This is a genomic window from Xylanibacter ruminicola 23 (assembly GCF_000025925.1).
Lineage (GTDB): Bacteria > Bacteroidota > Bacteroidia > Bacteroidales > Bacteroidaceae > Prevotella > Prevotella ruminicola.
In genome coordinates this window covers 459,109-483,296 of sequence record NC_014033.1, presented here as the reverse complement: position 1 = coordinate 483,296, position 24,188 = coordinate 459,109, and the positions used below count along the sequence as shown (strand labels likewise).

Sequence of the window (24,188 nt, the reverse complement as noted above, 5' to 3'; positions counted from 1 at the left end):
AAATCAACTATTCAAAACAGTTTATGAATCATTTAAAACAAACCTTTATCTGTGCTTTTACAGCTACGATGCTCTGTGCGCCCATGCAGGCCCAGACATCAAAGGCCGAACTGTTGGCTAACATGGAGTTGGCTACCGGCAACTATTGTAATTACCCTCTGCCCAAGGGAACAGTAACACCCGCACCTGCAGGTTACGAACCATTCTACGTGAGTCATTACGGCCGTCACGGTGCCCGTTATATGACCGACGACAATGCCTACAAATACGTGATTGGCAAGATGGATACCGCCCAGGCGCGCGGCTGGCTTACACCCAAAGGCGTAGAGGTGCTGCAACGTATAAAACTGGCTGCTGCCGATGCATGGCATCGCGATGGCGACCTGACTAAGCTGGGTGCCCGACAGCATCAGGGCATAGCCCACCGACTGGCTACCAACTACCCACAGCTACTGATGCAGCCCGTTGAGGTAAAAGCCAACTCATCAACCGTTCGTCGCTGCATGCTCTCGATGGCCAACTTCTGTCAGGAACTGAAGAGCATGAATCCAAAGCTCAGCATCACAATGGATGCCAGCGAACACGATATGTACTACCTGATACCCAACGACAGTATTTTCATCCCCAAGAAAGGTATCGACGGACATCTGTACGACAAGCTGGACAAGTTCCGCCACGAAAAGCTGAACGGACGCTACCAGATGCAGATGCTGTTTAAGGATTCCAAACAACTGGAAGGATTTGTGGATGGCTACAAGCTGGCCGATGGCTTGTGGAACATCGCCTCGAACATGCATTGTCTGCCCGAGTTGAATCTGTCGTTCAACGACCTGTTTACCACCGACGAACTTATCGACGGCTTTTATGTTTACAATGCCAGCTGGTGCCTGTGGGAGGGATTGATGCCTGGTTCGCGCCCCAACTACTACGCCATCTATCCGCTGCTGAAGAACTTCCTCGACGAGGCCGACCTCATGATAGCTTCGGGTAAGAAACAGGTGCGCCTGCGCTTCGGTCACGACAGCGTGCTGCTACCTTTCTCATATATATTAGGTATGAAAGAGGCTCTGGGTGGCACGCAGGATATGGAGAATCTGCATAACACATTTGCCCTGTTCCGACTCATCCCCATGGCAGGTAACGTGCAGCTTATCTTCTTCCGCAAGCAGGGCTCGGATGATATCCTGGTTAAATTCCTGATGAACGAGAACGAGACATCCATCCCCATCCAGACCGACTGCTACCCCTTCTACCATTGGAAGGATGTTTCGGCCTATTATCGTAACATTTTGAAACAAGCAAACGTAACCTATAAAGATGAAAATAGCGATTGATTTAGGCGGTACCAACATGCGTGTTGGACTGACCGATGGCGCCACGGTGGTTGATACCGTGATAGAGCCCTGCCCCGCACAGGAGCCCGAGGAGGTGGTGCTTGCCCAACTGAAGCGACAGATTTCCCAGCTGATGCGCCCCGAGGTAACGGGCATTGGTGTGGGTGTGCCTTCGGTGGTAGATTGCCAGCAGGGCATCGTATATAATGTGGCCAATATCCCCTCGTGGCAGGAGGTACACCTGAAGGAGATTCTCGAAAACGACTTTAGTGTGCCCGTAGCCGTTAACAACGATGCCAACTGCTTTGCCTTGGGTGCCTGGCGCTATGGCGAGGGCAAGGGCACGCAGAATATGGTGGGCCTGACGATAGGTACCGGCATTGGCGCAGGTATCATCATCGATGGCAAACTGTATAACGGCGTGAACACGGGGGCTGGCGAGATAGGTTCGCTGCCCTATCTGGATGCCGACTACGAGTTTTACTGCAGTAGCCGATTCTTCAGTAAGCTGCATGGCGACACAGGTGCTAACTTTGCCAAGTTGGCTTTGGCTGGCGACAAGGAGGCGCTGGCTGTGTGGCAGGAGTTTGGCACGCATGTGGGCAACCTGATGAAGGCGGTGCTGTTTACCTATGCCCCCGAAGCCATCATCATCGGTGGCGGCATAGCCAACGCATTCGCACTTTACGAAGCGCCCATGCGCCAGCAGCTCAGCACCTTCCCCTACCCCGAGAACGTAGCTGCCACCCGCATCCAGCCATCAACCTTACCAAACGCTGCCATGCTGGGAGCCGCAGCTTTACATTAAACATTAAACATTAAACATTAACATTAAAGGCTGCGATTAAGCGAGAACAGAGCCAAGCTTGCTTGGGCTTTGTCGAGCGTGAGCAGGCTCAATACGAAGTATTAACATTAAAATATGAAACTTAAAACTATTTTGGCGGCGGGGATGCTGGCGGTTGTGGCTGCTGCATGTACCGAGCATAAGACATTGGATATGAACTGGGAGGTAGAAACACCCGATGGTTGGATACCAGCCCAAGTGCCTGGCACCCTGATGGGTACGCTCACTGCCAACGGCATAGAACCCGAGGCACTTACTGCCGACGACTATGCCAGGATTAACAAAACACAGTTTGATAAAAGCTGGAAGTACCGCACCACTTTCGATCTGCAACCACTCAACGAGGGCGAACATGCGGTGCTGAACTTCGATGGTATCAGCTACCGCGCCAACGTATGGCTTAACGGCAAGCAGATAGCCAACAGCAAGGAGATGTACGGCGCGTTCCGACAGTTTGAGTATGATGTAACCAACGAGATTGCCCAACAGAACAAGCTGGAGGTTGAGGTGTTTCGTGCACAGCCCGGCGAACCCAACATCGGTTTTGCCGACTGGAATCCGCGCCCTGCCGACGAGAACATGGGTATCTACCGCGAGGTGCGTGTAAAAACCTGCGGCAATGTGGCCCTGTCGCACTCAGCCGTACGTTCGCGTGTAAACACCGAAACGCTGAACGAGGCCTGGCTCACCATCGCCACCGAACTGCGCAACCTGTCGGACAAGCCCGTCGAAGGCACCGTGCAGGGTACTGCCGACGGACAGAAGTTCAACTACCGCGTAAGTCTGGCTCCTGGCGAGAAGAAACGCTTTGTAAGTCCTACCGAAATACATATCAACAAGCCCAAATTGTGGTGGTGCCACAATATGGGCAAGCCCGAACTGTGTGATTTGCACATTGAGTTTGCCGAGGACCACAAAATTTCGGATTTCGAAGATGTGCGATTTGGTATTCGCGAGATAAAAAGCTACCTCACCGACGAGGGTTATCGCGCCTTTTCGCTGAATGGACAGCCCGTGCTGCTGCGTGGTGCCGGTTGGACCGATGATATCTACCTGCGCGACACACCCGAGAGTAATCGCCAGCAACTGGAGTATGTGCGCGACATGAATATGAATACCGTGCGCCTGGAGGGTTTCTGGGGTACCTCGCAGAACCTGTACGACCTGTGCGACGAGCTGGGACTCTTTATCCTGGTGGGCTGGAGCTGCCACTGGGAGTGGGAGGACTATATCGGCTCGCCCTGCGACGAGCTGTACGGCGGCATACTGAGCCCAGAGAATATCGACCTGATAGCCCGTTCGTTCGAGGATCAGGTGATGTGGCTGCGCTATCACCCATCCATCATCGGCTGGTTTGTAGGTAGCGACATGCTGCCCAAGCCCGAACTGGAGAAAAAATATCAGCAGTTCCTGAGCACCGAGGACGATCGCCAGTACCTGATTTCGGCCAAGGACCAGACGAGCGAGATATCTGGTCCTTCAGGCACCAAGATGGCCGGTCCGTACGAGTATGTGGGTCCCAGCTACTGGTATCTGCCAGATGCTCCTGGAGGCGCATTCGGATTCAATACTGAGACGGGTATCGGCGCCCAACTGCCTGTGAAAGAGTCGCTGCAGAAGATGTTAGGCCCCAACCTCTTCCCCATCGACCAGCGCTGGAATATTCTGTGTACTGCATCGGGCAGCGACATGAACTCGCTGAAACAGCTGAACGAGGTGATTCGCAACCGCTTTAGCGAGGCCAAGGATATCGACGAGTACCTGCGCCGTGCCGACATGCTGAACTACGAGAGCACCAAGGCAATGTTCGAGAGTTTCCGAGTAAGATTGCCCCACACCACAGGCATCATCCAGTGGATGCTGAACAGCTCACGCCCAGGCATTTACTGGCAGTTGTACGACTACTACAAACAGCCCAATGCCGCCTACTACGGTGTAAAGAAAGCCAACGCCCCTGTGCAGCTGATTTACGACTACTACACCAAGGCCGTGTATGCCGTTAACGAGACGCTGCACCCCGCCAAGGCCACAGCCCGCATGCAACTGCTGAGAGGCGACAAGAGCACCGACGACAGCCAGGAGATTGAGATAGCCCCCGGCATGGTAACCAAGGTGTTTGATATCGATATGGCCCAGGCCCCTGCCGCCTTCCTGCTGCTGAAGCTGGGCGACGACATCACCAACGAATATTTTATTGTAAGCGAGAAGGATACGTACGATTGGGACAAGACCACCTGGGTACACACCCCTATCACCAAGTACGCCTCGTATGCCATGCTCGACAGCCTGTGTACCACCGACGTGAAGCTGACTACCACTCCCACCAACGATGGCTACCAGGTACAAATAAGCAATCCTACCGACAAGGTGGCATTTATGATTCGCTTAACAGCCAAGAACCAGGGCGAGCTGATTTGCCCCGCCTACTGGAGCGACAACTACCTGACGCTGGCCCCAGGCGAAACGCGTACCGTTACCTGCCGAATGCCATCCTTGACTGACAAAACTAAGGTTGAGATAGGAGTTTTCAAGCAATAAGTGTAAAATTACAATAATTTTTTGCTCCAAATCAAATAATTATTCCGAAACCGTGATTTGTTTCGGAATAATTTTGTATCTTTGCCCCCAAATTTAACGTTTTTCAATTAATTATTCATTATGAACGACAACAAAGTTATGAACATGGCAGCGGATAATATCCGTATCCTTGCTGCTTCGATGGTTGAGAAGGCTAAGTCGGGTCACCCCGGCGGTGCTATGGGCGGTGCTGATTTCATCAACACCCTTTACAGTGAGTTCCTGGTTTACGATCCCGAGAATCCCGCATGGGAGGGTCGCGACCGTTTCTTCCTCGATCCAGGTCACATGGCTCCAATGCTGTACAGCCAGCTCGCCTTGATCGGCAAGTACACTCTCGAGGATCTGAAGAACCTGCGCCAGTGGGGTTCAGTAACTCCAGGTCACCCCGAGCGCGAGATTGAGCGCGGCATCGAGAATACCTCTGGTCCTCTCGGTCAGGGTCACTGTTTCGCAGTAGGTGCTGCCATCGCCGCTAAGTTCCTGAAGGCTCGTCTGGGCAACGTCATGAACCAGACTATCTACGCCTACATCTCTGACGGTGGTGTACAGGAGGAGATTTCACAGGGTGCTGGTCGTATCGCTGGTAACCTGGGACTCGACAACCTCATCATGTTCTACGACGCTAACGATATTCAGCTCTCTACCAAGACCGAGGTGGTTACCTGCGAGGATACCGCCAAGAAGTACGAGGCATGGGGCTGGTTTGTACAGAAGATTAACGGTAACGATGTTGACCAGATTCGCGAGGCCATCAAGAAGGCTCAGGCCGAGAAGGACCGCCCATCACTCATCATCGGTCACTGTGTAATGGGTAAGGGTGCCCGTAAGGCCGACAACAGCTCATACGAGAGCAACTGCGCTACTCACGGTGCTCCTCTCGGTGGCGATGCTTACATCAACACCATGAAGAACCTGGGTGCCGATCCCGAGAACCCATTCCAGATCTTCCCCGAGGTTCAGGAGATGTACGCAAAGCGTGCCGAGGAGCTGAAGAAGATTGTAGCTGAGCGCTATGCCGAGAAGGCTGAGTGGGCTAAGGGTCACCCCGAGCAGGCCAAGCAGCTCGAGGAGTGGTTCAGCGGCAAGGCTCCTGTTATCGACTGGAGCAAGGTTGAGCAGAAGGCAGGTGCTGCTACACGTGGTGCCAGCGCTACTGTACTGTCAGCTCTCGCTGAGCAGGTTCCCAACATGATTTGTGCATCAGCCGACCTGAGCAACTCAGATAAGACCGACGGTTTCTTGAAGAAGACTCACGACCTGGTTCGTGGCGACTTCAGCGGTGCCTTCTTCGAGGCTGGTGTAGCCGAGCTCACCATGGCTTGCTGCTGCATTGGTATGGCTCTGCACGGTGGTGTTATCCCCGCTTGCGGTACCTTCTTTGTATTCTCTGATTACATGAAGCCCGCCGTACGTATGGCTGCCCTGATGGAGCTGCCTGTTAAGTTCATCTGGACTCACGATGCCTTCCGTGTAGGTGAGGATGGTCCTACCCACGAGCCTGTAGAGCAGGAGGCACAGATCCGTCTGATGGAGAAGCTGAAGAACCACCACGGTAAGAACTCTGTATTGGTAGTTCGTCCTGCCGATGCCGAGGAGACCACCGTTTGCTGGCGCATGGCTATGGAGAATGTTGATACTCCTACAGCTCTTATCTTCTCTCGTCAGAATATCGACATGCTGCCTGAGGGCAACGACTACAGCCAGGCCACTAAGGGTGCTTACGTTGTAGCTGGTAGCGATGAGAAGTTCGATGTAATCCTGTTGGCTTCAGGTTCCGAGGTTTCTACCCTCGAGGCTGGTGCTAAGCTGCTCCGCGAGGATGGCGTTAAGGTTCGCGTGGTTAGCGTTCCTTCTGAGGGATTGTTCCGCAGCCAGAGCAAGGAGTATCAGCAGAGCGTACTGCCCGCAGGTGTTAAGAAGTTCGGTCTCACCGCTGGTCTGCCCGTTAACCTCGAGGGTCTGGTAGGTGCCGACGGTACCGTATGGGGTCTGGAGAGCTTCGGTTTCTCAGCTCCTTACAAGGTGCTCGACGAGAAGCTCGGCTTCACCGGCGAGAATGTTTACAAGCAGGTTAAGAAATTGCTTGCTTAATTAATAATCTGGCACGAATTTCGCGAATTAACACGAATTATTTTACTCATTGCTAGTAAAATTCGTGAAATTCGTGTAATTCGTGCCTTAAATTTTAAGACTATGGAAGTAAAGACAGTTGGAGTTGCTTGCGATCACGCAGGCTTCGCTTTAAAGCAGTTTGTGCTCCAGTACCTGGAGGAGAAGGGTTACCCCGTTAAGGACTATGGTACATGGAGCGATGCCAGTGTAGACTATCCCGATTTTGGACACGCACTGGCCGAGGGTATCGAGAGTGGCGAGGTTTATCCCGGTATTGCCATCTGTGGCAGTGGCGAGGGTATCTCAATCACCCTGAACAAGCACCAGCAGGTGCGCGCCGGATTGTGCTGGATTCCCGAGATTGCACATCTCATCCGTCAGCACAACGATGCCAACGTACTGGTAATGCCAGGCCGTTTCATCGACAATAACATGGCTCGCAAGATTATGGACGAGTTCTTCACCGCAACCTTCGAAGGTGGCCGCCACCAGAAGCGCGTAGATAAGATCCCCGTACAGAAATAATATTTTTTAGGCACGGATTAACACGGCTTTTTTTTATAAAAAAGACACGGCTTTAGCATTGCAACTAGAGCCGTGTCTTTAATTTATTAAAGCCGTGTTAATCCGTGCCAAAAATAAAATCAGTGTTAAGCAGCGTAATCCGTGCCTAATTTTTAATATCATATTTTGTTTTTCGTTGTTCGGCTTTGCGGGGCTTGCCTACTCCGTGGAATCCCATGTGAGGCGATTTCACACCCTGATAGCCCGCATGGCGCTGACGGATTCGCTGCACGTAATCCACCGTCTCCGAACCACGCATATAACCATATTTTACGATGGGGTCGTTATAATAGCGGGGCTGACTCAGCTTCAGCACATAAGGCGCCACCTCGCTCCAGCGGTGTGGGTTCCTGCCGTCGCGCTTAGCCAGGTTCATCGCATCACGAATATGGTGCGCACCACCATTATAACTGGCCAGCACAAAATTGGTTCGCTCATACTGATCGCGCACATCCGAGAACGTGTTCTGCAGCTGTCCGATATATTTCACCGCCGCACGTATGTTCGTCTCAGGCTCGTACAACTGACTGCGTGGCACACCCAGATGGTCGGCTGTGCCAGGCATAATCTGCATCAGTCCCTTAGCACCCACAAAAGATACGGCACGCGGGTCGAAAGTCGACTCCTGATAACACTGGGCAGCCAGCAGTCGCCAGTCCCAGCGTATGTCGCGGGCATACGTCATAAAATAACCGTCGTAATGCGAGATAATGCCGCCCTTGGCATCCAGCATGGGCGAGAAAATGCGGCGATGCACCTTACGCACCGTCAGCAGGTCGTTCTCCTCCTTCTGCACAGCCGCTATCAGCTCCGGCCGATACCAGCCCTGCAGCTCCTTAGCCAGGTCGTTCTTAGCCGTATCGGCACTGATATGTCCCGGTGTAGGCCAGGCCACAATGTCCACCTCGCCATCGGCAAAACGTTTTACTAACTCCATACTGTCGCGGCACACCTCTACACGCAGGCGCACACCCAGCGAATCGGCAAAACGCTGACAAATCAGGAACTGCGTGCCCAGACTCTTACCATGATACTCGTAGTAGGTATGCGGACCGCTCACCGTGGCCATAATCAGCTCGCCACTCGTCTGGATATCATGCAGATCAAACTCGTCGGATACCGAAACGGTATCATCTATCACGCCCCAGGGTGCCACAATGGGTTCGTGCTTCTTTTCGAAACACGACACCAGCGATAGCAAAACCGCCCCAAAACCGACATATTTATACCATTTTCGCATCAATCTGCACCATTTTGTTAGTAAAAACGGTGCAAAGGTACTACTTTTTGGTCAGTAATGACACTTATTTCGCGAAAAATTTGTAATTTTGCACCCGATATTTTTTAGATTTAACGATATGTTAAGAATTGCAGTACAATCAAAAGGACGTCTGTTTGAGGACACCATGAACCTGTTGTCAGAGGCTGACATCAAGGTTAGTGCCTCAAAACGCACCTTGCTGGTGCAGTCGTCCAACTTTCCGCTGGAGGTTCTTTACCTCCGCGATGATGACATCCCACAGAGTGTAGCCAGTGGAGTGGCTGACATCGGTGTAGTGGGCGAAAACGAGTTTGTTGAGCGTGGCGAAGATGCTGATATCATCTCACGTCTCGGCTTCTCAAAATGCCGCCTCTCGCTGGCCATTCCCAAAGAGATCGACTACAAGGGAGTAGAGTGGTTCAACGGCAAGAAGATTGCCACCAGCTACCCCGGAATCCTTCGACATTTCCTTGAGCAGCATCATATCCATGCCGAAATCCATGTCATCACAGGTAGCGTAGAAATCAGCCCGGGCATTGGTCTGGCCGATGCTATCTTTGATATCGTTTCATCAGGCTCTACCCTGGTGAGCAATAATCTGCGCGAAGTTGAGATTGTAATGCAGAGTGAGGCTCTGCTGATTGGCAACAAGCAGATGAGCGACGAAAAGAAAGCCATCCTCGAGCAGATGCTGTTCCGCTTTAAGGCCGTAAAGGATGCCGAGGACAAGAAGTATGTACGTATGAACGCCCCCAAGGCCCGCCTGCAGGAGATTATCAATGTGCTGCCAGGCCTGAAGAGCCCCACCATCATCCCTCTGGCCGATGAGGAGTGGTGCTCGGTTCACACCGTACTCGACCAGAAGCAGTTCTGGGAGATTATTGGCAAACTCAAGGAAATGGGCGCCCAGGGCATCCTGGTTACCCCCATTGAAAAGATGATTTTATGATAATAATTCGAAATCCCGAAAGAAGCGAGTGGGCAAAGATTGTAGAGCGTCCGCACTTGGATGTTTCGCAGCTCAACGACACCGTAGCATCGGTATTGGCCGACGTAAAGAAGCGCGGCGATGATGCCGTAAAGGGCTACGAGCTTAAGTTCGACCATGTTGATCTGCCCACACTGGCTGTATCCGAAGAGGAGATGAACGAAGCCGAAGCGCTGGTAAGTGCCGATTTGAAAGCAGCCATCCAGGTGGCCCACTACAATATCAAGACCTTCCACGAGTCGCAGCAGTTCAAGGGCAAGAAGATCGAGACGCAGCCCGGCGTGGTTTGCTGGCAGAAGAGTGTAGCCATCCAGAAGGTTGGACTCTACATTCCCGGCGGCACCGCCCCACTCTTCTCTACCGTACTCATGCTGGCCACACCAGCTAAGATTGCAGGATGCGAGGAGATTGTGCTCTGCACCCCTCCAGGTCGCGATGGTAAGGTAAACCCCGCCATTCTGGTGGCAGCCCGCATTGCAGGTGTAAGCAAGATATTCAAGGCAGGTGGCGTACAGGCCATCGGCGCTATGGCCTATGGTACCCAGAGCGTACCCAAGGTATATAAAATCTTCGGTCCCGGCAACCAGTATGTCATGGCCGCCAAGCAGCAGGTTAGTCTGCACGACGTAGCTATCGACATGCCCGCTGGTCCTTCCGAGGTATGTGTCATCGCCGATAAGCATGCCAACATCGAGTTTGTAGCTGCCGACTTGCTGTCGCAGGCCGAGCATGGTATCGACTCGCAGGTATTCCTCATCACCACCTCCGAGCAGGTCATCCTCGACGTACAGGCCGAGGTTAACCGTCAGCTGGATTTGCTGCCCCGTAAGGAGATGGCAGCCAAGGCACTCGACAACAGCCGTCTAGTACTGGTAAGCAGTCTTCAGGAGGCCATCGACCTCTCGAATGCCTATGCTCCCGAGCACCTCATTCTGCAGGTAAAGGATTATGCCAAGGTGGCCAATAAGGTAGTAAATGCAGGTAGCGTGTTCCTGGGCGAGTATGCCTGTGAGAGTGCAGGCGACTATGCCAGCGGCACCAATCACACCCTGCCCACCCACGGTTATGCCACTGCCTACAGCGGTGTAAACCTCGACAGCTACTGCCGTAAGATTACCTTCCAGCATCTTACCGAGGACGGTATCCGCAGCATCGGTCGCGCCGTAGAACTCATGGCCGAAGCCGAACAGCTGGAGGCACACGCTAACGCTATGCGCGTACGCATGCGTACATTAAACATTAAAGATTAAACATTAAATTTCAGTATTTGTATGAAAGAGAAGTTTAATCTAGAACGATTGACGAGAAGAAATATATGGAACTTAGCTCCATATAGTTCTGCGAGGAATGAGTACGCTGGCCGCGAGGCACGCGTGTTTCTCGATGCCAACGAGAATCCATACAACGCGCCTTACAACCGCTACCCCGACCCACTGCAGCTGGAGCTCAAGGAGGCCATCGCCAAGGTAAAAGGCGTGCCTGCCCAGTGCATCTTTCTGGGCAACGGTAGCGACGAGGCCATCGACCTGCCCTATCGCTGTTTCTGCGAGCCAGGCGTGGATAATGTGGTGGCCATCGAGCCCACCTATGGTATGTATAAGGTGTGCGCCGATATCAACAACGTAGAGTATCGTACCGTATTGCTCGACGAGCATTTCCAGGTAACTGCCGACGCACTGTTGGCAGCCACCGATGCCCATACCAAGATTATCTGGCTGTGCACCCCTAACAACCCCACAGGCAACTGTCTGAAACCCGAAGAGGTGGTTAAGGTGATTGAGAATTTCGACGGTCTGGTGATTGTCGATGAAGCTTACAGCGATTTCTCATCGCAGACGTCGTTCCGTCAATGGGCAATGGTTAATGGTCAATGGTCGCGCCCCAACCTGATTGTGCTCAACACCATGTCGAAGGCATGGGGCTGTGCCGCTATCCGTCTGGGCATGGCTTTCGCATCAGAAGGCATCATCGACATTTTTAATAAGGTGAAGTATCCCTACAATGTCAACCTGCTCACCCAGCAGCAGGCACTCAAGGCATTGCAGGACCCATTCGAAGTAGATGGTTGGGTAAAGATTCTGAAGGAGGAGCGCGGCCGCGTGATGCAGGCCTTCAGCATACTCCCTATCTGCGAGAAAATTTATCCTACGGATGCCAACTTCTTCCTGGCCAAGATGACCGATGCCACCGGTATCTACAACTATCTGGTGGATCAGGGCATCATTGTTCGCAACCGCAACCGCGTGCAGCTCTGTCAGAACTGCCTGCGCATCACCATCGGCACCAAGACCGAAAACAGCGAGTTGATTGCCGCCCTGCGTCAGTACTAGTATCAGGCCGCGGCCCTCTAAATAGCAAAACACCCTGCCTCAGTAACATGAAGCAGGGTGTTTTTTTATTTTCTGATAACAATCCTTCCGCCACCGCGAGCAAAGATGCCGTCGCCTATCACACGTAGACTAGAGGGTGCCGAGACATGCACAAAATGCTCACAAACACCAAAGGCACACGAGCATATCGTCACCGTTCCGTCGGGAATCACATATTCGTTTTGGTCGAACCCCATCCTGGCATATAGCAGTCGTTTGCGGTCTTTGGTATACACCACATTATATTCATCTACATACACATCGTCTTCCTCATACCAAAACTCATCGTCGTTCATGTCGTCAGGCAGATAAGGTCTGTCCCAGAAACAGATAGCGCCGATGTCACCACCCAGCACGGCATCAAATTCTTCCTCTTTACACGATACCGGGAAATAGATACACTGCAACTTATCGCAATACAGAAAAGCCAGACGGTCAATACTCTCCGTACCCTCCCTTACCTTATAGTTCCTGATGTTGGCACTCTTCAGCAGGCGCTTTTTGTCCTTGCTGTATACAGCACCGAAGTCGTCTACCCAGCCTTCTTCAATCTCCTTCTCCAGTTCTTCGCTGCGGATGCAGTTCTCTGGATAAGGCCACCTCCAGCATTTCAGTTTCAGTCCCTTTGGGGCATAACGCATACAGTCATCATTCGACAGGCGACCTTCCCACGTCTCAATCGTAAATGGCACGTCCACCTCTTTCAGCTGTTTGCAACCCTTAAAGGCTTTCTCATCTATTTCCTCCACACCTTCTCTGATGCGATAATGCGGCACATCTGGTGCCTTCAGCAGTATTCTGCCATCATCCGAGATGATAGCGCCGTCTTCATCATAGATGTTTTTGTATATCAACTTACTCATACGTATTACTTTTATTAAATATCTGTGGCAAATATACTATATTTATCACAAACATCCAAATTACTTATACATATGAGACAAATAAAGATTAGCAAGAGTATTACTACACGCACCGAGGAATCACTCAACAAGTACCTCACCGACATCAGCCGTATCCCCATGATCACACCCGAACAAGAGGTAGAACTGGCCCAGACCATCCGCAAGGGAGGCCGGACGGGCGCCAAAGCCAAGGAGAAGTTGGTAAATGCCAACCTACGCTTCGTTGTATCCGTAGCCAAACAGTACCAGCATCAGGGCATTCCCCTTATCGACCTTATCAGCGAAGGCAATGTGGGCCTCATCACTGCCGCCGACAAGTTCGACGAGACCCGCGGATTCAAGTTCATCTCCTATGCCATCTGGTGGATCCGTCAGAGTATCCTTCAAGCCATCGCCGATTATAGCGGTATGGTGCGCCGTCCCCAAAGCCAGATTGCTATCAGCAACAAGATCAAGAATGCCACCAATGCATTCATGCTTAAGAATCAGCGCAACCCGTCGGCCGAGGAGCTCAGCGAGATTATCTCGCTCGAGATCGAAAAGATTGAGAAAGCCATTCAGAGCGAGGCTCATGTTGCCAGTATCGATGCGCCTATCTCCGACGACGATACCACAACTATGGCAGATTCCATCGCCTCTACTGCCGAATATGCCTCCGACCGCAAAGTCGACTACGAGTCGATGTGTAGCGATGTGATGCTGGTATTGGGTGCCGTCCTGAGCGAACGCGAGCGCGCGATTGTTGTACAGAGTTTCGGCATAGGCTGCCCCGAACGTGGTCTCGACGATATCGGCAGTTCGATGGGACTCAGTCGCGAACGAGTACGCCAGATACGTGAACGCGGACTCGACAAGATCCGCAAGAGTAACATGTCGTACATCCTCCTGCGCCACGCAGGATAAACCTAAAAAAATGAAGTAGGCTCTTACGGGCCTACTTCATTTTTATGTTACCATTCAGGAATGGCTTCCATTCTTCCGCCCCGAAATCCCCTTCCACATATACCGTATCGTCAGGCATCACCCGCTGGTTCCATTGTTCCATCAGCGTTTCGTTGCGGCAGGTATCGGGTTGCACCATCCTGCTCATTTTTGCCATTGGTCCGAAAGCCGGTCCAGGTATATGATGCTCCGTAACAACACGGGGCTTTTCCATCCACGCCTTCAGCTCCTTCATACATCCCTCCAGCGACGTGTGTATCTCTTTCACACCGTAATACTTAGCCATGCGTCGCAAGTGGTGAATACCAGCCATATCATCGCCATTCTCATTCTTGAACTCTGGGTCGATACCGATAATCACCTTATGCCCACGCGCCAGGTTCTCAGCCATCTCCAGTCGCGTGGTGATGGCATAGTATCGCCATGGCTTCATCGCTCTGGCCTGAGGCGGAATCCAGAACAGTATCACGTCGCACATACGCAGTCCGAACGTCTCCCAGTTCACCTGATAAGTACCTGTCACAAACCGATCTGTCTTTCGGGGATTCAGTAGTGTCAGGTTCTCAATACCCACTTGGGCAGCCACCTTGGGGGCCTGAGCCTGCCAAGATGGTGCACCAGTCATCGGACCAGCCAGAAAGGCGGTCCATTGCTTCTTCTCTACCACAGGGGTAGGACTCTTAATTACTTCTATCATAGGCTGTTATACTAGTTTCTTAACCAGCGGCATCAGGTACTTCTCTATCTCATCATACTCCATCTTATGCCCTCCGGGGAAGGTATAGATATGGTTGTAGTGCTCAGCAAACACAGGTTTGCAATGCCCGTAGTCGGTATCCTTATCACCAAACAGACCGTAGCACAACTCGCGGTCGGCATCGGTGATGCCCTCGAACTGGCGCGCCTCCAGACGGCGATAGCCATCCTGAATCTCAGGCGTAATCACATACTTCTGCACCCCATCCTCGCGGTTCACCACGAACTGATGGCTACCCACCTTCACATCGGCATCGTTCGACATGTCGAGGGCAGGATTCACACAGATGCGCTTATAGCCTCTGAGCATCTGGGCATAGTAGCCACCCTGACTACTACCTATAATCAGGTCAGGTTTCTCCTTCTCACACAGGTCCTTCAGCATCTTCAGGCACTCCTCCGCATCCACCGGACAGTCGGGTGTCAGCAGCTGCCAATCCTTAGGCAGATACTGCAGAATACCCATCGACGTACGACTATAGCCAGCCGAGGCTGAACCATGCAGATACATCAGCTTCTTGGTGTAGTGAGGCATCTCCAGTGTGTCATCCAGCAGCTTGAAGGTCTCATCCGCATGAATCATACCTTTACTGCCCACGAATCCCACACTGTACGAAGCTATCTTCTGAGCCATCATCAGCACCTCCTTCACCGTCTGCTCCGTCATATCCTTCACCTTCAGCAGTCCCTTGCTGCAGAGTGCAGCAATCAAGGTCGACGAGGTCCAGTCGCCTGCACCCTCATAGTCCTGATAGTCAGGGTTCATGATGGGATCCAGCTTGATCCACTTACCACCACCCAACTTAAACTGGAGGCCCTCAGCACCCATAGTCTGGATGAAGAGCTTGTCGGGGTAGTCATCAGCGAACGACAGGTCTTGAACCAGCTCTGCCGACATTTTCACCACATCGCTGGCCTCAACACAGCGCAGAAAAGCCCTCTTGGCTGCCTTTCTGGCCTTATCGTCCTTCAGCTTGTGACCATCCGAGTCACCCTCAAAGTACACCATAGTACCCTTCTCGCGCAACTGCTCAGCCAGTATTCTGTGGCCAGCCTGCGCGATGTCGAAGAAGAACACATCTGGGGTGAAGTCCAGCGATGCCACGAGTGCCTCTACCTCACCGCCCTTCGACGAGAGGTACTTTCTGCAAGGGCGTGCCGACATGCCAGTCCATGGCTTACCACCCGTAGAACCCTTATGACTCAGCGCAGGTTGTCCCTGGTCGTCCAGTTTGTGCATACATCTCAGGATAGTAGTACCGCCCGTGCGTGTGTTGCTCACGAATCTTACATCAGCCCCATAGGCCTTCATGTCGCGTTTCATCCGGTAGCCCTGAGGCGACATATCCAGTTTGGCCACAGGGTAGGTCTTCACACCCAGGTAAGGCAACATGGTCATCACATTGCCACAAGTGTTACCAATCTCCATAGTCAGGATTCTCTCCTCGAACTTGTTGCGCTTGCCAGGAACAAATCCTTCAGGGTACTCACGACGCGTGATAATGTCGAACGAGTAGTTACCAGTTCCCATGCAGGTCTTCCCTGCAGTACCCTCTCTCAGAGAGTTTACCAAAGTCAAAATGTCATTATTCATACTTAGAGTTAATAAGATTACAGCGACAAAGATACAAAAATCATGCCATTATTATCTCTAATTATACCTATAAATGTTTGGCTGGTTAACAAATATTGTATATCTTTGCAATCAGATAATAACCTATAACGATTTCATATGCAGACATTTTACCATGGCACATCAGTGCTTTTCGATCATTTCGACATCTCCCACGCCCTCGAAGGCGACGGCAAGGCTAAGTTCGGTTTTGGCACCTACGTTACCGAGGCTTACACCTCGGCAGCTCACTATGCCTATAACAAGAAGCGCCCTGAAAATAAGAACTATTACGTGTATACCCTTGAGATACCCGATATGACAGATGATAACCACCTGTTCTCTGTCCGTCCTGTCCACCCGTCCATCATCGAACGCACCGAGAAGGCGCTTGGCGAACAGGTGCCCGACGAAGCACGTAAAGTAGGAAAACTCTTCCGCAAATATGTTGGCAACCGTCTTACAGGCAAGACTGGCACCGTAAAACAGCTCACCGACAAGGCCGATATCGATGCCGAGAAAGCTGCAGCCCGATTCTTTAGCGAGATTGGTTTAGAATATTTCGCCTGGCCCCAGGCCCAGAGTAAGCCCGACGGGCTCACCAACCGTGTCGTTCTCAACATCGACAAGATCCGTATCGTCCGTATCGACAAGGTTGAACTTGACCCCAAGCATTTCCAACTGATTCCTGGCTCCGAGAAAGAGGTTCCATTAGACAGCATTAAATAATCACGCATATGAGCCTGCACAATCAAATCAAACAATACTATCCCCAATACAGTGATATTCAGCACTACCCTGCTGATAAGTGTGCCTGCATCCGCAAGACTACTGAAGAATGGGGAATCTTTGGCAATTTCTTTTATGCCCCAATCATCGTTGAAGGCGTGACCATCGACTGTACCGAACGTCTCTTTCATCTGATGAAGTTCAATGCCAACGGCGAAGAAGGAATCAAAAGCGAGTATGCAGCAAAGCGAGGTATGGCGATAAAAATGCACATGAAGCCTATCTACAAATCCCATCCCGAGTGGTTACGTAACGACTGGGGGGCAATGGTAGTCGATGCCATGCGGTTCTGTCTCCAGACGAAATATGAGCAGTGTGAAGCATTCCGCAAAGAACTGGAGCGAAGCAAAGGCCTGTTCATTGTCGAGGACGAAACCAAACGCAACGAAAAGAAGAAAGCTGATGCCGACTCCTGGGGCACCAACCTTGTAGGCAACGAATACGTTGGTCCCAACCTCTTAGGCCGACTCCTGATGGAACTTCGCGACAACGGCAAGTTGGAGTACCATCTCCCCGCCGACGCCTTCGCGTTCCTCCAGCACCTTCCTGTACATGTGAATAAATGAATAATTGAATAATTTTCTTATACGTATATTTTTTAGGCTATCGTGATTTGTTTTCCCGATATTTGAACCGCGAAACACAAATCACATAGCAGAATGACAACAAAACAAACAAACCTACTCCAACCAAAGACTCGTGGCGGCAAAGCGCTCATGAGTACGTTGCTCACCAACACTCGCGCGTATCTGGAACAAGCCGAACGTGCCGATGCAGAACCTCTGCGCCAGTTCCTGTTCAGTAATCCAGAACGCCCTCTTATCGCCATGGGGCATGGTGGTGCCCATTCATCAGCCTCGTATGCCGCACTTCTCTACGGCGCTAACTGCGGTCTGGGACGTGTTGTAACACCGTACCTTGCCAACTCACTCTCCGACCAGACCTTGCGTAACTCAAAACTCCTGCTCGTCAGCACCTCGCTGAAGAATCAGGATGCCGTGTACATCGCCAACCGCATGATCCGCGTAAACCCGGAACATAGCTGCGCGCTCACCATGTCTCGCGATGAGAATGCCATCATAAAACGCATGCTGCAATCCAATCCCAATAGTGTTATCCGCCACCACTTCGAACGCGACAAAGGATTCATCAGCGTCAACGGCACCTTTGCCTACTTCGCCTTATTATACAAGGCCTTCACTGGCGATGACGATTTCTCGCACAAGCTGGCACTATCTACCGATTCTGCCGATAATTACGTTTACCGCTGCGCGGATGAAACCATTGCCCCACCCGATCTTAGCCAGATATCACAATTCACCGTGCTGTTCGGCTCGTATGGCGAACCTGTAGCCCACAAGATGGAGAGCAACATGACCGAAGCCGGACTGGCCTCATGCGTTATCTCCGACTACCGCGACGAATGCCACGGACGATTCCTCGCACTTTCCAATTTCATCAGCAGCCCCAATCATCCACAGACCGACTGCGCTCTTGTGCTGTTGGTTACTCCACGCGAGGAGTCGGTATGTCGCAATCTGCTAAATCGCCTGCCAGGCCGTCTGCCGGTTGTTATCATCCGTACCGACATCGATACACCTCTAGGTAGCATCGACCTGCTCTACAAAATGAGCATATTCACCAGCGACTTTGGCGAGAAATACCGTCACTCCAATCCTAACGATCCCAACAACCTGGGCGGAATCGACAAACGCGTCTTCCGTGACCACGTACGTTTCCAGGACGATTTCGCACTTTATGGTCCACTCTCACTCAGTGCTGGAACACCCACCTATACCAATCGTTTCAGCCTCAATACCATCTGCAGTGGCATCGACGTGCTTGGTGTACGCTTTGGTAGTATCGACGCTGCCGCACTGATGGCCCAGTTCGATGATAGTCCTGAAGCCGCCAAAGAACAAGCCAAGATTATCGCCCCCGAGAACGGCTACCTCAACAATCCCAACCACATCATCAGCGACTTCCTCACACATCGCTATGCCACACCTCATTATCGCAAACAGGAGCTCGACCGCGATGGTGCCAAGTGGTACGCCGAGTGGCTCAAGTGGCTGCATGGCGAGCCTGCCGATGTCAGTCTGCTCAATAGCGCCTACATCAACTGGCTGGGCGGATACCTCCGTTTCACCCAGACTGCCGATGGTCGCATCACCGTCGAACGTGTGGAACGTTCTGCCCCGGAACACCTCCCACATACCGGCCTCATCGGTGGCATCTGTGGCGAAGTGTTCGGCTCTAAATACGAACTCGAGAAAGACAAGCAGAAAGTAAAGAAGCTCGCCGGCAAGAAAGACATGAAAGTACTGAAGAGCATGACCTATACCGACGACACCATTCTCTCGCTCGCCATCGCCAAGTGGCTCATGGACGATCCAGAGCACTCCAAAGACTCGCTCATCGACCTCTTCCGTCACTTTGCCAACCGTTATCAGACATACTCCTTCGGTAGGAAATTCCAGGAGTGGGTTAAGTCTTCCGATCGTGCACCTTATGGGGCCGGTAGCAATGGTAGCGCCATGCGTGTGGCTCCTGTAGCCTGGTATGCCCACTCGCTCGACGAGTGTCTGGCCCTGGCCAAGACCACTGCCGAAGTAACCCACAACTCTCCTGGGGGAATCCGTGGTGCCCAGGCCGTAGCAGCAGCCATCTATCTCAATCGCACAGGCTCGTCAAAAGACGATATCCGTTCTTACATCGAACAAACCTTCGGCTACAATCTCCATCGAACCACCGACGAGATACGTCCTGACTATGCTTTCGAGACCGCCTGCGACAAGAGCGTGCCCGAATCCATCATCTGCTTCCTCGAAGCAGAATCGTTCATGGACGCCGTCATCCGTGCCATCTCCCTGGGTGGCGACACCGACACCATGGCCTGCATAGCCGGCAACATCGCCGCCGCCACCATGCCCGTCCCCGAAGACGTCGCCCTGGCCTGCTACAACAAACTCCCCCAGGAACTCCGCGAGATATTCAACAAATGGTATGCTTAGTTAACGCCTCATTGCGTTACAAACACTCTCCAACTGCCGTCCTTCTCGCCACGTTCTACATATCTCTTTTGAATCAACTGGTCAAGGAGTTTCTGTATCGCAGTCACGCTGATGCCAGTCAGTTCTTTCATATCTGCCAAAGTCAGTGTTGGCTCTGTACGCATTGCATTCAGGATCCTTGTATAGTTAGGTGTTCTGAACGCAATGCGTTCACCATCATACCACCATACATTTTCGTCTTTCTCACTCACAAATAGTACATCATTATACACCTCCGTCGCTACCAGTTCATTAAAATACTTCATAAAAGGTCTGATGTCCTTAATGTCAGCATGTGCACCATCACTTGGCACTGGTCCAACTTCCATATCCGCCTGATGGAGGGCTTCAAGATATTCACTCTTTTTACGACTGCGTACCACAATCATTGGATAGTCATGGCGAGTCAGAATAAAGTTTACCATCAGTCTGGCTATACGCCCGTTTCCATCCTCAAATGGGTGGATACGAATGTATCTATAATGAAACAAAGCGGCCAGCTCCAAAGGCGAAAGCTTACCTTCTTGCTCTGCAGCATTGTACCAATCTACCAGATCTGCCATCAGTCCTGGAGTCTCCTCAGGCGAGGCATATTCGAATCGGTCACCATATCGTGTTATTACGCTATTTGGGCGCGTCTTATACTGACCAGCATGGATCATATAACTCGTCTGCTGACCGCCAGGGAGATTACGATATACAGTATAGTTTTCCCTTAGCAACGTCTTATGTAGTGTACGAATGAAGTTCTGAGTTAGTGGCATATCCTTCACAGATGCTTCCTCAGTCATCATCTTGAGCCCCACATTGCTGGCTGCCATTTCTTGCACGTCTCTCACATCTGCCTCCCCTATCACTTTGCCAAACAAAAGCAGAATCTCCGTCTGCCCATAGGTCAGTGTATTTCCCTCGATGTGGTTGCTATTGTAGTTGAAGTCTACAGTAAAGCGACGGCTAAGCCTACCCCTGTCTTTTTCTGACAGCGGCTGCAGAGCCTGCCATGCTGCCAAAGCTTTCTTAATATTCAGATACTTCATATACTCATTTTTATAGTTCGGTACGTTTTTATGCTGCAAAGATACAAAAAGTTTTCAAAATGGTTATAACACTACAACCTTTTTATATAATTTAACCACAAATATCGTCATAAGAACAAGTATCATACAGAATTTATCTGTTATACATATAATTTTAGCAAACCTTTCTGATTCTGATTTCTATCTTTGTTATCAGAATCACATCAATTCTCAAGACTATGCAAAAGAAAGTATTATTCCTACTCCTTGCCCTGATGATGGGTGCAGCCGTTCAGGCACAAGAGATTGAGAAGGTCGACAAGTTCCCTTCTGGTTATATCAATGGCGTCTATATGAGCGAGGCCAAATACTATTCAGATACTTCATATACTCATTTTTATAGTTCGGTACGTTTTTATGCTGCAAAGATACAAAAAGTTTTCAAAATGGTTATAACACTACAACCTTTTTATATAATTTAACCACAAATATCGTCATAAGAACAAGTATCATACAGAATTTATCTGTTATACATATAATTTTAGCAAACCTTTCTGATTCTGATTTCTATCTTTGTTATCAGAATCACATCAATTCTCAAGACTATGCAAAAGAAAGTATTATTCCTACTCCTTGCCCTGATGATGGGTGCAGCCGTTCAGGCACAAGAGATTGAGAAGGTCGACAAGTTCCCTTCTGGTTATATCAATGGCGTCTATATGAGCGAGGCCAAATACAAGACCATCGACGGCGTACTCTACGCCGTAGGCTACGAGGGCACTAAAGACTGGATCCTCGTCCGCTACCCCGCAGGCAGTCGCAACGACACCTATAACGTCCACCCCTACTGCCGACGTATTGCCCGTGGTGCCTTTGAGGGAGCAGCCTACCTCCGCGAGATCTACATGCCCGAGACTGTCAGCTACATCGGCGATAATGCCTTCGCTGGATGTACTTCGCTCACAGGCATCTACTTTGGCGATAGCGAGCCTTCGGCTGTACGTTCAGCCGATACTTCATCCAGTGGCGAAGCATACGAAATAGCCCGATACAACCTCTCAGGCCGCCCTTGCAACCCCACCGACAAGGGAGTACAGATCATCGTCTACTCCGACTACACCACCCAGACCATCATCATCAACTAAACATCTTATGCACTGACGAGGATCTGACTGATTTTACTCCAATAGTAAAACGCCTCAGGATTACCACGACGAATTTTGGCCACTTCCTTGCTAATCACAGGGTTTATGGTCATATCTTTCACGTCGGCAACGTTGCCAGAATATTTATCAATTCTGTCCAAACCATATTGGATGACAGTAGCCAAATATGCAGCTTTTGCTGCATCACATATAGCCATATCTAAGGTATACCTACCTACGTAGATATGGCTTTTCAGTTTGTCTACACCTTCTTTCAACAACTCAAAATCATTGTTGGGATCTATCTTCCCTCTCGTTGCCAAAGCAAGTGCGGTATTCCTGATGTCATCATAAACAATACTGAGGTCATCCCCCTTATCGCGATAAGATGATAACTCGACGATCGCTATCGACTTGAATGTCTCTGCAGTTGTTGTTATATCTTCGACAGCATCAAACAGTCTGCCAACGTCATGTAGCTGTTTAGCAACGTTAATAGTAGAGTTATGTGTACCTTTATAATATGGCACACCACATGTATTGGGTGCAAACGCTGTCAACTTATCACCTAAGATGTCGGCTACTGAAGGTACGCGTATAATGGTCTCGCCACCATCAGTTTTGATGAATGGATGTGCAAGTTCCTTGTCTTCTATCTGATGGTAGTGGCAATCTTCGTAGAGTACATCAAGTAGTACAGAGTCCTCTATCTGGTCAGAATAAACTACCTCGAAGAACGACTTGTAGTGCCCCTTGGGGATATTGCCGTTTCTGTTCTCGCGACGGATAACTTTACAATCCGTAAATCCATATTTATCGCAGTTTTGCAGATATTGCTCGATGTCAGTGCCTGGAGGGCAAAGCACATCAATATCGATTGAAAGCCTGCGGGCTTCACCACCTAAAATAAGAAGAAGGCTGGTTCCACCTTTAAATGTTAACGGACAGCCCTCTTTTACAAGCATTTCTAATAATGAGAAGGCACGTATCACCTTCTCTACTAATTCGGGATGTTTAAACTTATGTGAAGAACAGACCTTGTCGATCCATTCCTTATTAAAGCATTCTTTCTGTATCATTATTTATGGTTTCTAAATCTTTCAGTATGGAGTCTTTTGCATTTCTGCGGTCGGCATACCTGAGAAGCCGGTTTATGTTAACATCGTAATGGCTTATGGCTGTCCTCATCATCTCCTGATTCTCGATGCCATGCAGATAATAGTAGTCTGCATCTACCCTTGTATCAACAAGTAGTTTCTCAAGTGTAGGAACAGGCACCTTACCATCACATGTCAATGGAGCCTCTGTCACCAGTGGTTTCACAATGATGTTCTCTTTGCTAAAGTCGATGTATGTTGTTGCTATCTCCTTAGTTGGTGCCAGGAATAAACGTCCCTTGTACTTTGGTTGCAGCATGTCGAATACGCTTTGAGTTGTATCTCGATTTGTCTCAACATAGATGGTATTATTAGGCATCATGTTGTGCAACAACGGAGTAATGACATTGGCACTATATATACAAAAGTCAGCAAAAGGATATTGGCGTAACAATGATCGGTATAATGAACGAACCTTTGCATTAGCCTTTACCAGAAAAGTATTGGCAGATTGTATTGTGTAGATACCACGGCCTACTCTGCGCAACTTACCCATTCGGCATAGCTTGCCAAGATACCAACTGAGTTTTGCTCTCTCGATATCAGGAAACAAGTCCGTTGGCATACTGTCTACAGAGAACTGTTGCATACCCGACGCAAGGTTCATTATTCTGTCGTATACTCCCATCATTACAATAACTTTAAGACAACGCAAAGATAGTCACAAATCGGCAAATTTCCAAATTTTTGCCGTTTTGTGACCTAATATTTAATATTTATTAGCAGATAAAAACACATTAGCTTAACATATAATATGA

At 50.4% G+C, this 24,188-nt stretch carries 21 protein-coding genes; 14 read left to right on the top strand and 7 right to left on the bottom strand.

Annotation, left to right across the window (positions count from 1 at the left end):
- The first annotated feature begins 23 nt into the window (after positions 1-23).
- The 5 genes from PRU_RS01995 to rpiB all read left to right on the top strand — a co-directional run bounded on the left by PRU_RS01995 (position 24) and on the right by rpiB (position 7,398).
- Positions 24-1,334 carry a histidine-type phosphatase gene (locus PRU_RS01995; protein ID WP_013065394.1) on the top strand — a complete coding sequence of 437 codons (1,311 nt, stop codon included), beginning with the start codon at positions 24-26 and terminating at the stop codon, positions 1,332-1,334.
- Positions 1,318-2,142, top strand: a complete 825-nt coding sequence (locus PRU_RS01990; protein WP_013063626.1) for an ROK family protein — start codon at positions 1,318-1,320, stop codon at positions 2,140-2,142. The genes PRU_RS01995 and PRU_RS01990 overlap by 17 nt, the downstream gene beginning before the upstream one ends.
- 114 nt (positions 2,143-2,256) lie before the next feature.
- Positions 2,257-4,719 carry a glycoside hydrolase family 2 protein gene (locus tag PRU_RS01985; RefSeq protein WP_013065108.1) on the top strand — a complete coding sequence of 821 codons (2,463 nt, stop codon included), beginning with the start codon at positions 2,257-2,259 and terminating at the stop codon, positions 4,717-4,719.
- A gap of 120 nt (positions 4,720-4,839) precedes the next feature.
- Complete coding sequence (locus tag PRU_RS01980) at positions 4,840-6,852, top strand: transketolase family protein (RefSeq protein ID WP_041385547.1); 2,013 nt, start codon at positions 4,840-4,842, stop codon at positions 6,850-6,852.
- A gap of 102 nt (positions 6,853-6,954) precedes the next feature.
- Positions 6,955-7,398, top strand: a complete 444-nt coding sequence (gene rpiB, locus PRU_RS01975; protein ID WP_013064281.1) for a ribose 5-phosphate isomerase B — start codon at positions 6,955-6,957, stop codon at positions 7,396-7,398.
- Between the two features lie 145 nt (positions 7,399-7,543).
- Here the strand turns inward: rpiB and PRU_RS16410 are convergent, their stop codons facing one another.
- Complete coding sequence (locus PRU_RS16410; RefSeq protein ID WP_276525059.1) at positions 7,544-8,626, bottom strand: MltF family protein; 1,083 nt, start codon at positions 8,624-8,626, stop codon at positions 7,544-7,546.
- Between the two features lie 169 nt (positions 8,627-8,795).
- Between PRU_RS16410 and hisG the strand changes: the two genes are divergently transcribed.
- Genes hisG through hisC form a run of 3 tightly spaced genes read left to right on the top strand, consistent with a single transcriptional unit; the run spans position 8,796 to position 12,016 of the window.
- A complete protein-coding gene (gene hisG / locus PRU_RS01965; RefSeq protein WP_033151401.1) occupies positions 8,796-9,647 on the top strand; it encodes an ATP phosphoribosyltransferase in 852 nt (283 codons plus the stop codon).
- A complete protein-coding gene (gene hisD, locus PRU_RS01960) occupies positions 9,644-10,936 on the top strand; it encodes a histidinol dehydrogenase (protein ID WP_013065602.1) in 1,293 nt (430 codons plus the stop codon). The genes hisG and hisD overlap by 4 nt, the downstream gene beginning before the upstream one ends.
- Before the next feature lie 21 nt (positions 10,937-10,957).
- Positions 10,958-12,016 (top strand): histidinol-phosphate transaminase, encoded by a 1,059-nt coding sequence (gene hisC, locus PRU_RS01955; RefSeq protein ID WP_013065015.1) that lies wholly within the window; start codon positions 10,958-10,960, stop codon positions 12,014-12,016.
- Positions 12,017-12,081: 65 nt separating this feature from the next.
- On the opposite strand, the gene PRU_RS01950 is transcribed toward hisC, so the two are convergent.
- Positions 12,082-12,918 (bottom strand): leucine-rich repeat protein, encoded by an 837-nt coding sequence (locus PRU_RS01950; RefSeq protein ID WP_041385546.1) that lies wholly within the window; start codon positions 12,916-12,918, stop codon positions 12,082-12,084.
- A gap of 72 nt (positions 12,919-12,990) precedes the next feature.
- Between PRU_RS01950 and PRU_RS01945 the strand changes: the two genes are divergently transcribed.
- Entirely contained in the window at positions 12,991-13,863 is an 873-nt protein-coding gene (locus PRU_RS01945) for a sigma-70 family RNA polymerase sigma factor (protein ID WP_013065501.1), read from the top strand.
- A 31-nt stretch (positions 13,864-13,894) separates the two neighbouring features.
- Here the strand turns inward: PRU_RS01945 and PRU_RS01940 are convergent, their stop codons facing one another.
- Both PRU_RS01940 and PRU_RS15165 read right to left on the bottom strand, forming a co-directional pair.
- Positions 13,895-14,599, bottom strand: a complete 705-nt coding sequence (locus tag PRU_RS01940) for a nucleoside 2-deoxyribosyltransferase domain-containing protein (protein ID WP_013064760.1) — start codon at positions 14,597-14,599, stop codon at positions 13,895-13,897.
- A gap of 6 nt (positions 14,600-14,605) precedes the next feature.
- Entirely contained in the window at positions 14,606-16,252 is a 1,647-nt protein-coding gene (locus PRU_RS15165; protein ID WP_013065487.1) for a YqiA/YcfP family alpha/beta fold hydrolase, read from the bottom strand.
- Positions 16,253-16,390: 138 nt separating this feature from the next.
- Here PRU_RS15165 and PRU_RS01930 point away from each other — a divergent pair, with 138 nt between their 5' ends.
- The 3 genes from PRU_RS01930 (at position 16,391) to PRU_RS16230 (ending at position 20,073) form a co-directional block, all read left to right on the top strand.
- On the top strand, positions 16,391-16,999 hold the full coding sequence (locus tag PRU_RS01930; RefSeq protein ID WP_041385545.1) for a hypothetical protein: 609 nt from the start codon (positions 16,391-16,393) through the stop codon (positions 16,997-16,999).
- Between the two features lie 8 nt (positions 17,000-17,007).
- Complete coding sequence (locus PRU_RS01925; protein WP_013063190.1) at positions 17,008-17,625, top strand: NADAR family protein; 618 nt, start codon at positions 17,008-17,010, stop codon at positions 17,623-17,625.
- Between the two features lie 93 nt (positions 17,626-17,718).
- Positions 17,719-20,073, top strand: coding sequence for an ADP-ribosylglycohydrolase family protein (locus PRU_RS16230; RefSeq protein WP_013063668.1), 2,355 nt, complete (start codon positions 17,719-17,721; stop codon positions 20,071-20,073).
- Positions 20,074-20,081: 8 nt separating this feature from the next.
- Here the strand turns inward: PRU_RS16230 and PRU_RS01915 are convergent, their stop codons facing one another.
- Complete coding sequence (locus PRU_RS01915; protein WP_013064417.1) at positions 20,082-21,149, bottom strand: Fic family protein; 1,068 nt, start codon at positions 21,147-21,149, stop codon at positions 20,082-20,084.
- A 218-nt stretch (positions 21,150-21,367) separates the two neighbouring features.
- Between PRU_RS01915 and PRU_RS01910 the strand changes: the two genes are divergently transcribed.
- Both PRU_RS01910 and PRU_RS01905 read left to right on the top strand, forming a co-directional pair.
- Positions 21,368-21,610, top strand: coding sequence for a hypothetical protein (locus tag PRU_RS01910; protein ID WP_041385544.1), 243 nt, complete (start codon positions 21,368-21,370; stop codon positions 21,608-21,610).
- 123 nt (positions 21,611-21,733) lie between these two features.
- The gene (locus PRU_RS01905; RefSeq protein WP_074683990.1) at positions 21,734-22,273 is read left to right on the top strand and encodes a leucine-rich repeat protein; all 540 of its coding nucleotides are present in this window, start codon (positions 21,734-21,736) and stop codon (positions 22,271-22,273) included.
- A gap of 5 nt (positions 22,274-22,278) precedes the next feature.
- Here PRU_RS01905 and PRU_RS01900 read toward each other — a convergent pair whose 3' ends face one another.
- Both PRU_RS01900 and PRU_RS01895 read right to left on the bottom strand, forming a co-directional pair.
- Positions 22,279-23,352, bottom strand: a complete 1,074-nt coding sequence (locus PRU_RS01900) for a nucleotidyl transferase AbiEii/AbiGii toxin family protein (protein ID WP_041385542.1) — start codon at positions 23,350-23,352, stop codon at positions 22,279-22,281.
- Complete coding sequence (locus PRU_RS01895; RefSeq protein ID WP_081353074.1) at positions 23,330-24,061, bottom strand: DUF6577 family protein; 732 nt, start codon at positions 24,059-24,061, stop codon at positions 23,330-23,332. Before PRU_RS01895 ends, PRU_RS01900 begins: the two co-directional genes overlap by 23 nt.
- Between the last annotated feature and the right edge of the window lie 127 nt (positions 24,062-24,188).

Coding starts and splice junctions, on each gene's coding strand:
- PRU_RS01995 (WP_013065394.1), top strand. CDS start 24: ATGAATCATTTAAAACAAACCTTTATCTGTGCTTTTACAGCTACGATG.
- PRU_RS01990 (WP_013063626.1), top strand. CDS start 1,318: ATGAAAATAGCGATTGATTTAGGCGGTACCAACATGCGTGTTGGACTG.
- PRU_RS01985 (WP_013065108.1), top strand. CDS start 2,257: ATGAAACTTAAAACTATTTTGGCGGCGGGGATGCTGGCGGTTGTGGCT.
- PRU_RS01980 (WP_041385547.1), top strand. CDS start 4,840: ATGAACGACAACAAAGTTATGAACATGGCAGCGGATAATATCCGTATC.
- rpiB (WP_013064281.1), top strand. CDS start 6,955: ATGGAAGTAAAGACAGTTGGAGTTGCTTGCGATCACGCAGGCTTCGCT.
- hisG (WP_033151401.1), top strand. CDS start 8,796: ATGTTAAGAATTGCAGTACAATCAAAAGGACGTCTGTTTGAGGACACC.
- hisD (WP_013065602.1), top strand. CDS start 9,644: ATGATAATAATTCGAAATCCCGAAAGAAGCGAGTGGGCAAAGATTGTA.
- hisC (WP_013065015.1), top strand. CDS start 10,958: ATGAAAGAGAAGTTTAATCTAGAACGATTGACGAGAAGAAATATATGG.
- PRU_RS01950 (WP_041385546.1), bottom strand. CDS start 12,918: ATGAGTAAGTTGATATACAAAAACATCTATGATGAAGACGGCGCTATC.
- PRU_RS01945 (WP_013065501.1), top strand. CDS start 12,991: ATGAGACAAATAAAGATTAGCAAGAGTATTACTACACGCACCGAGGAA.
- PRU_RS01940 (WP_013064760.1), bottom strand. CDS start 14,599: ATGATAGAAGTAATTAAGAGTCCTACCCCTGTGGTAGAGAAGAAGCAA.
- PRU_RS15165 (WP_013065487.1), bottom strand. CDS start 16,252: ATGAATAATGACATTTTGACTTTGGTAAACTCTCTGAGAGAGGGTACT.
- PRU_RS01930 (WP_041385545.1), top strand. CDS start 16,391: ATGCAGACATTTTACCATGGCACATCAGTGCTTTTCGATCATTTCGAC.
- PRU_RS01925 (WP_013063190.1), top strand. CDS start 17,008: ATGAGCCTGCACAATCAAATCAAACAATACTATCCCCAATACAGTGAT.
- PRU_RS16230 (WP_013063668.1), top strand. CDS start 17,719: ATGACAACAAAACAAACAAACCTACTCCAACCAAAGACTCGTGGCGGC.
- PRU_RS01915 (WP_013064417.1), bottom strand. CDS start 21,149: ATGAAGTATCTGAATATTAAGAAAGCTTTGGCAGCATGGCAGGCTCTG.
- PRU_RS01910 (WP_041385544.1), top strand. CDS start 21,368: ATGCAAAAGAAAGTATTATTCCTACTCCTTGCCCTGATGATGGGTGCA.
- PRU_RS01905 (WP_074683990.1), top strand. CDS start 21,734: ATGCAAAAGAAAGTATTATTCCTACTCCTTGCCCTGATGATGGGTGCA.
- PRU_RS01900 (WP_041385542.1), bottom strand. CDS start 23,352: ATGATACAGAAAGAATGCTTTAATAAGGAATGGATCGACAAGGTCTGT.
- PRU_RS01895 (WP_081353074.1), bottom strand. CDS start 24,061: ATGATGGGAGTATACGACAGAATAATGAACCTTGCGTCGGGTATGCAA.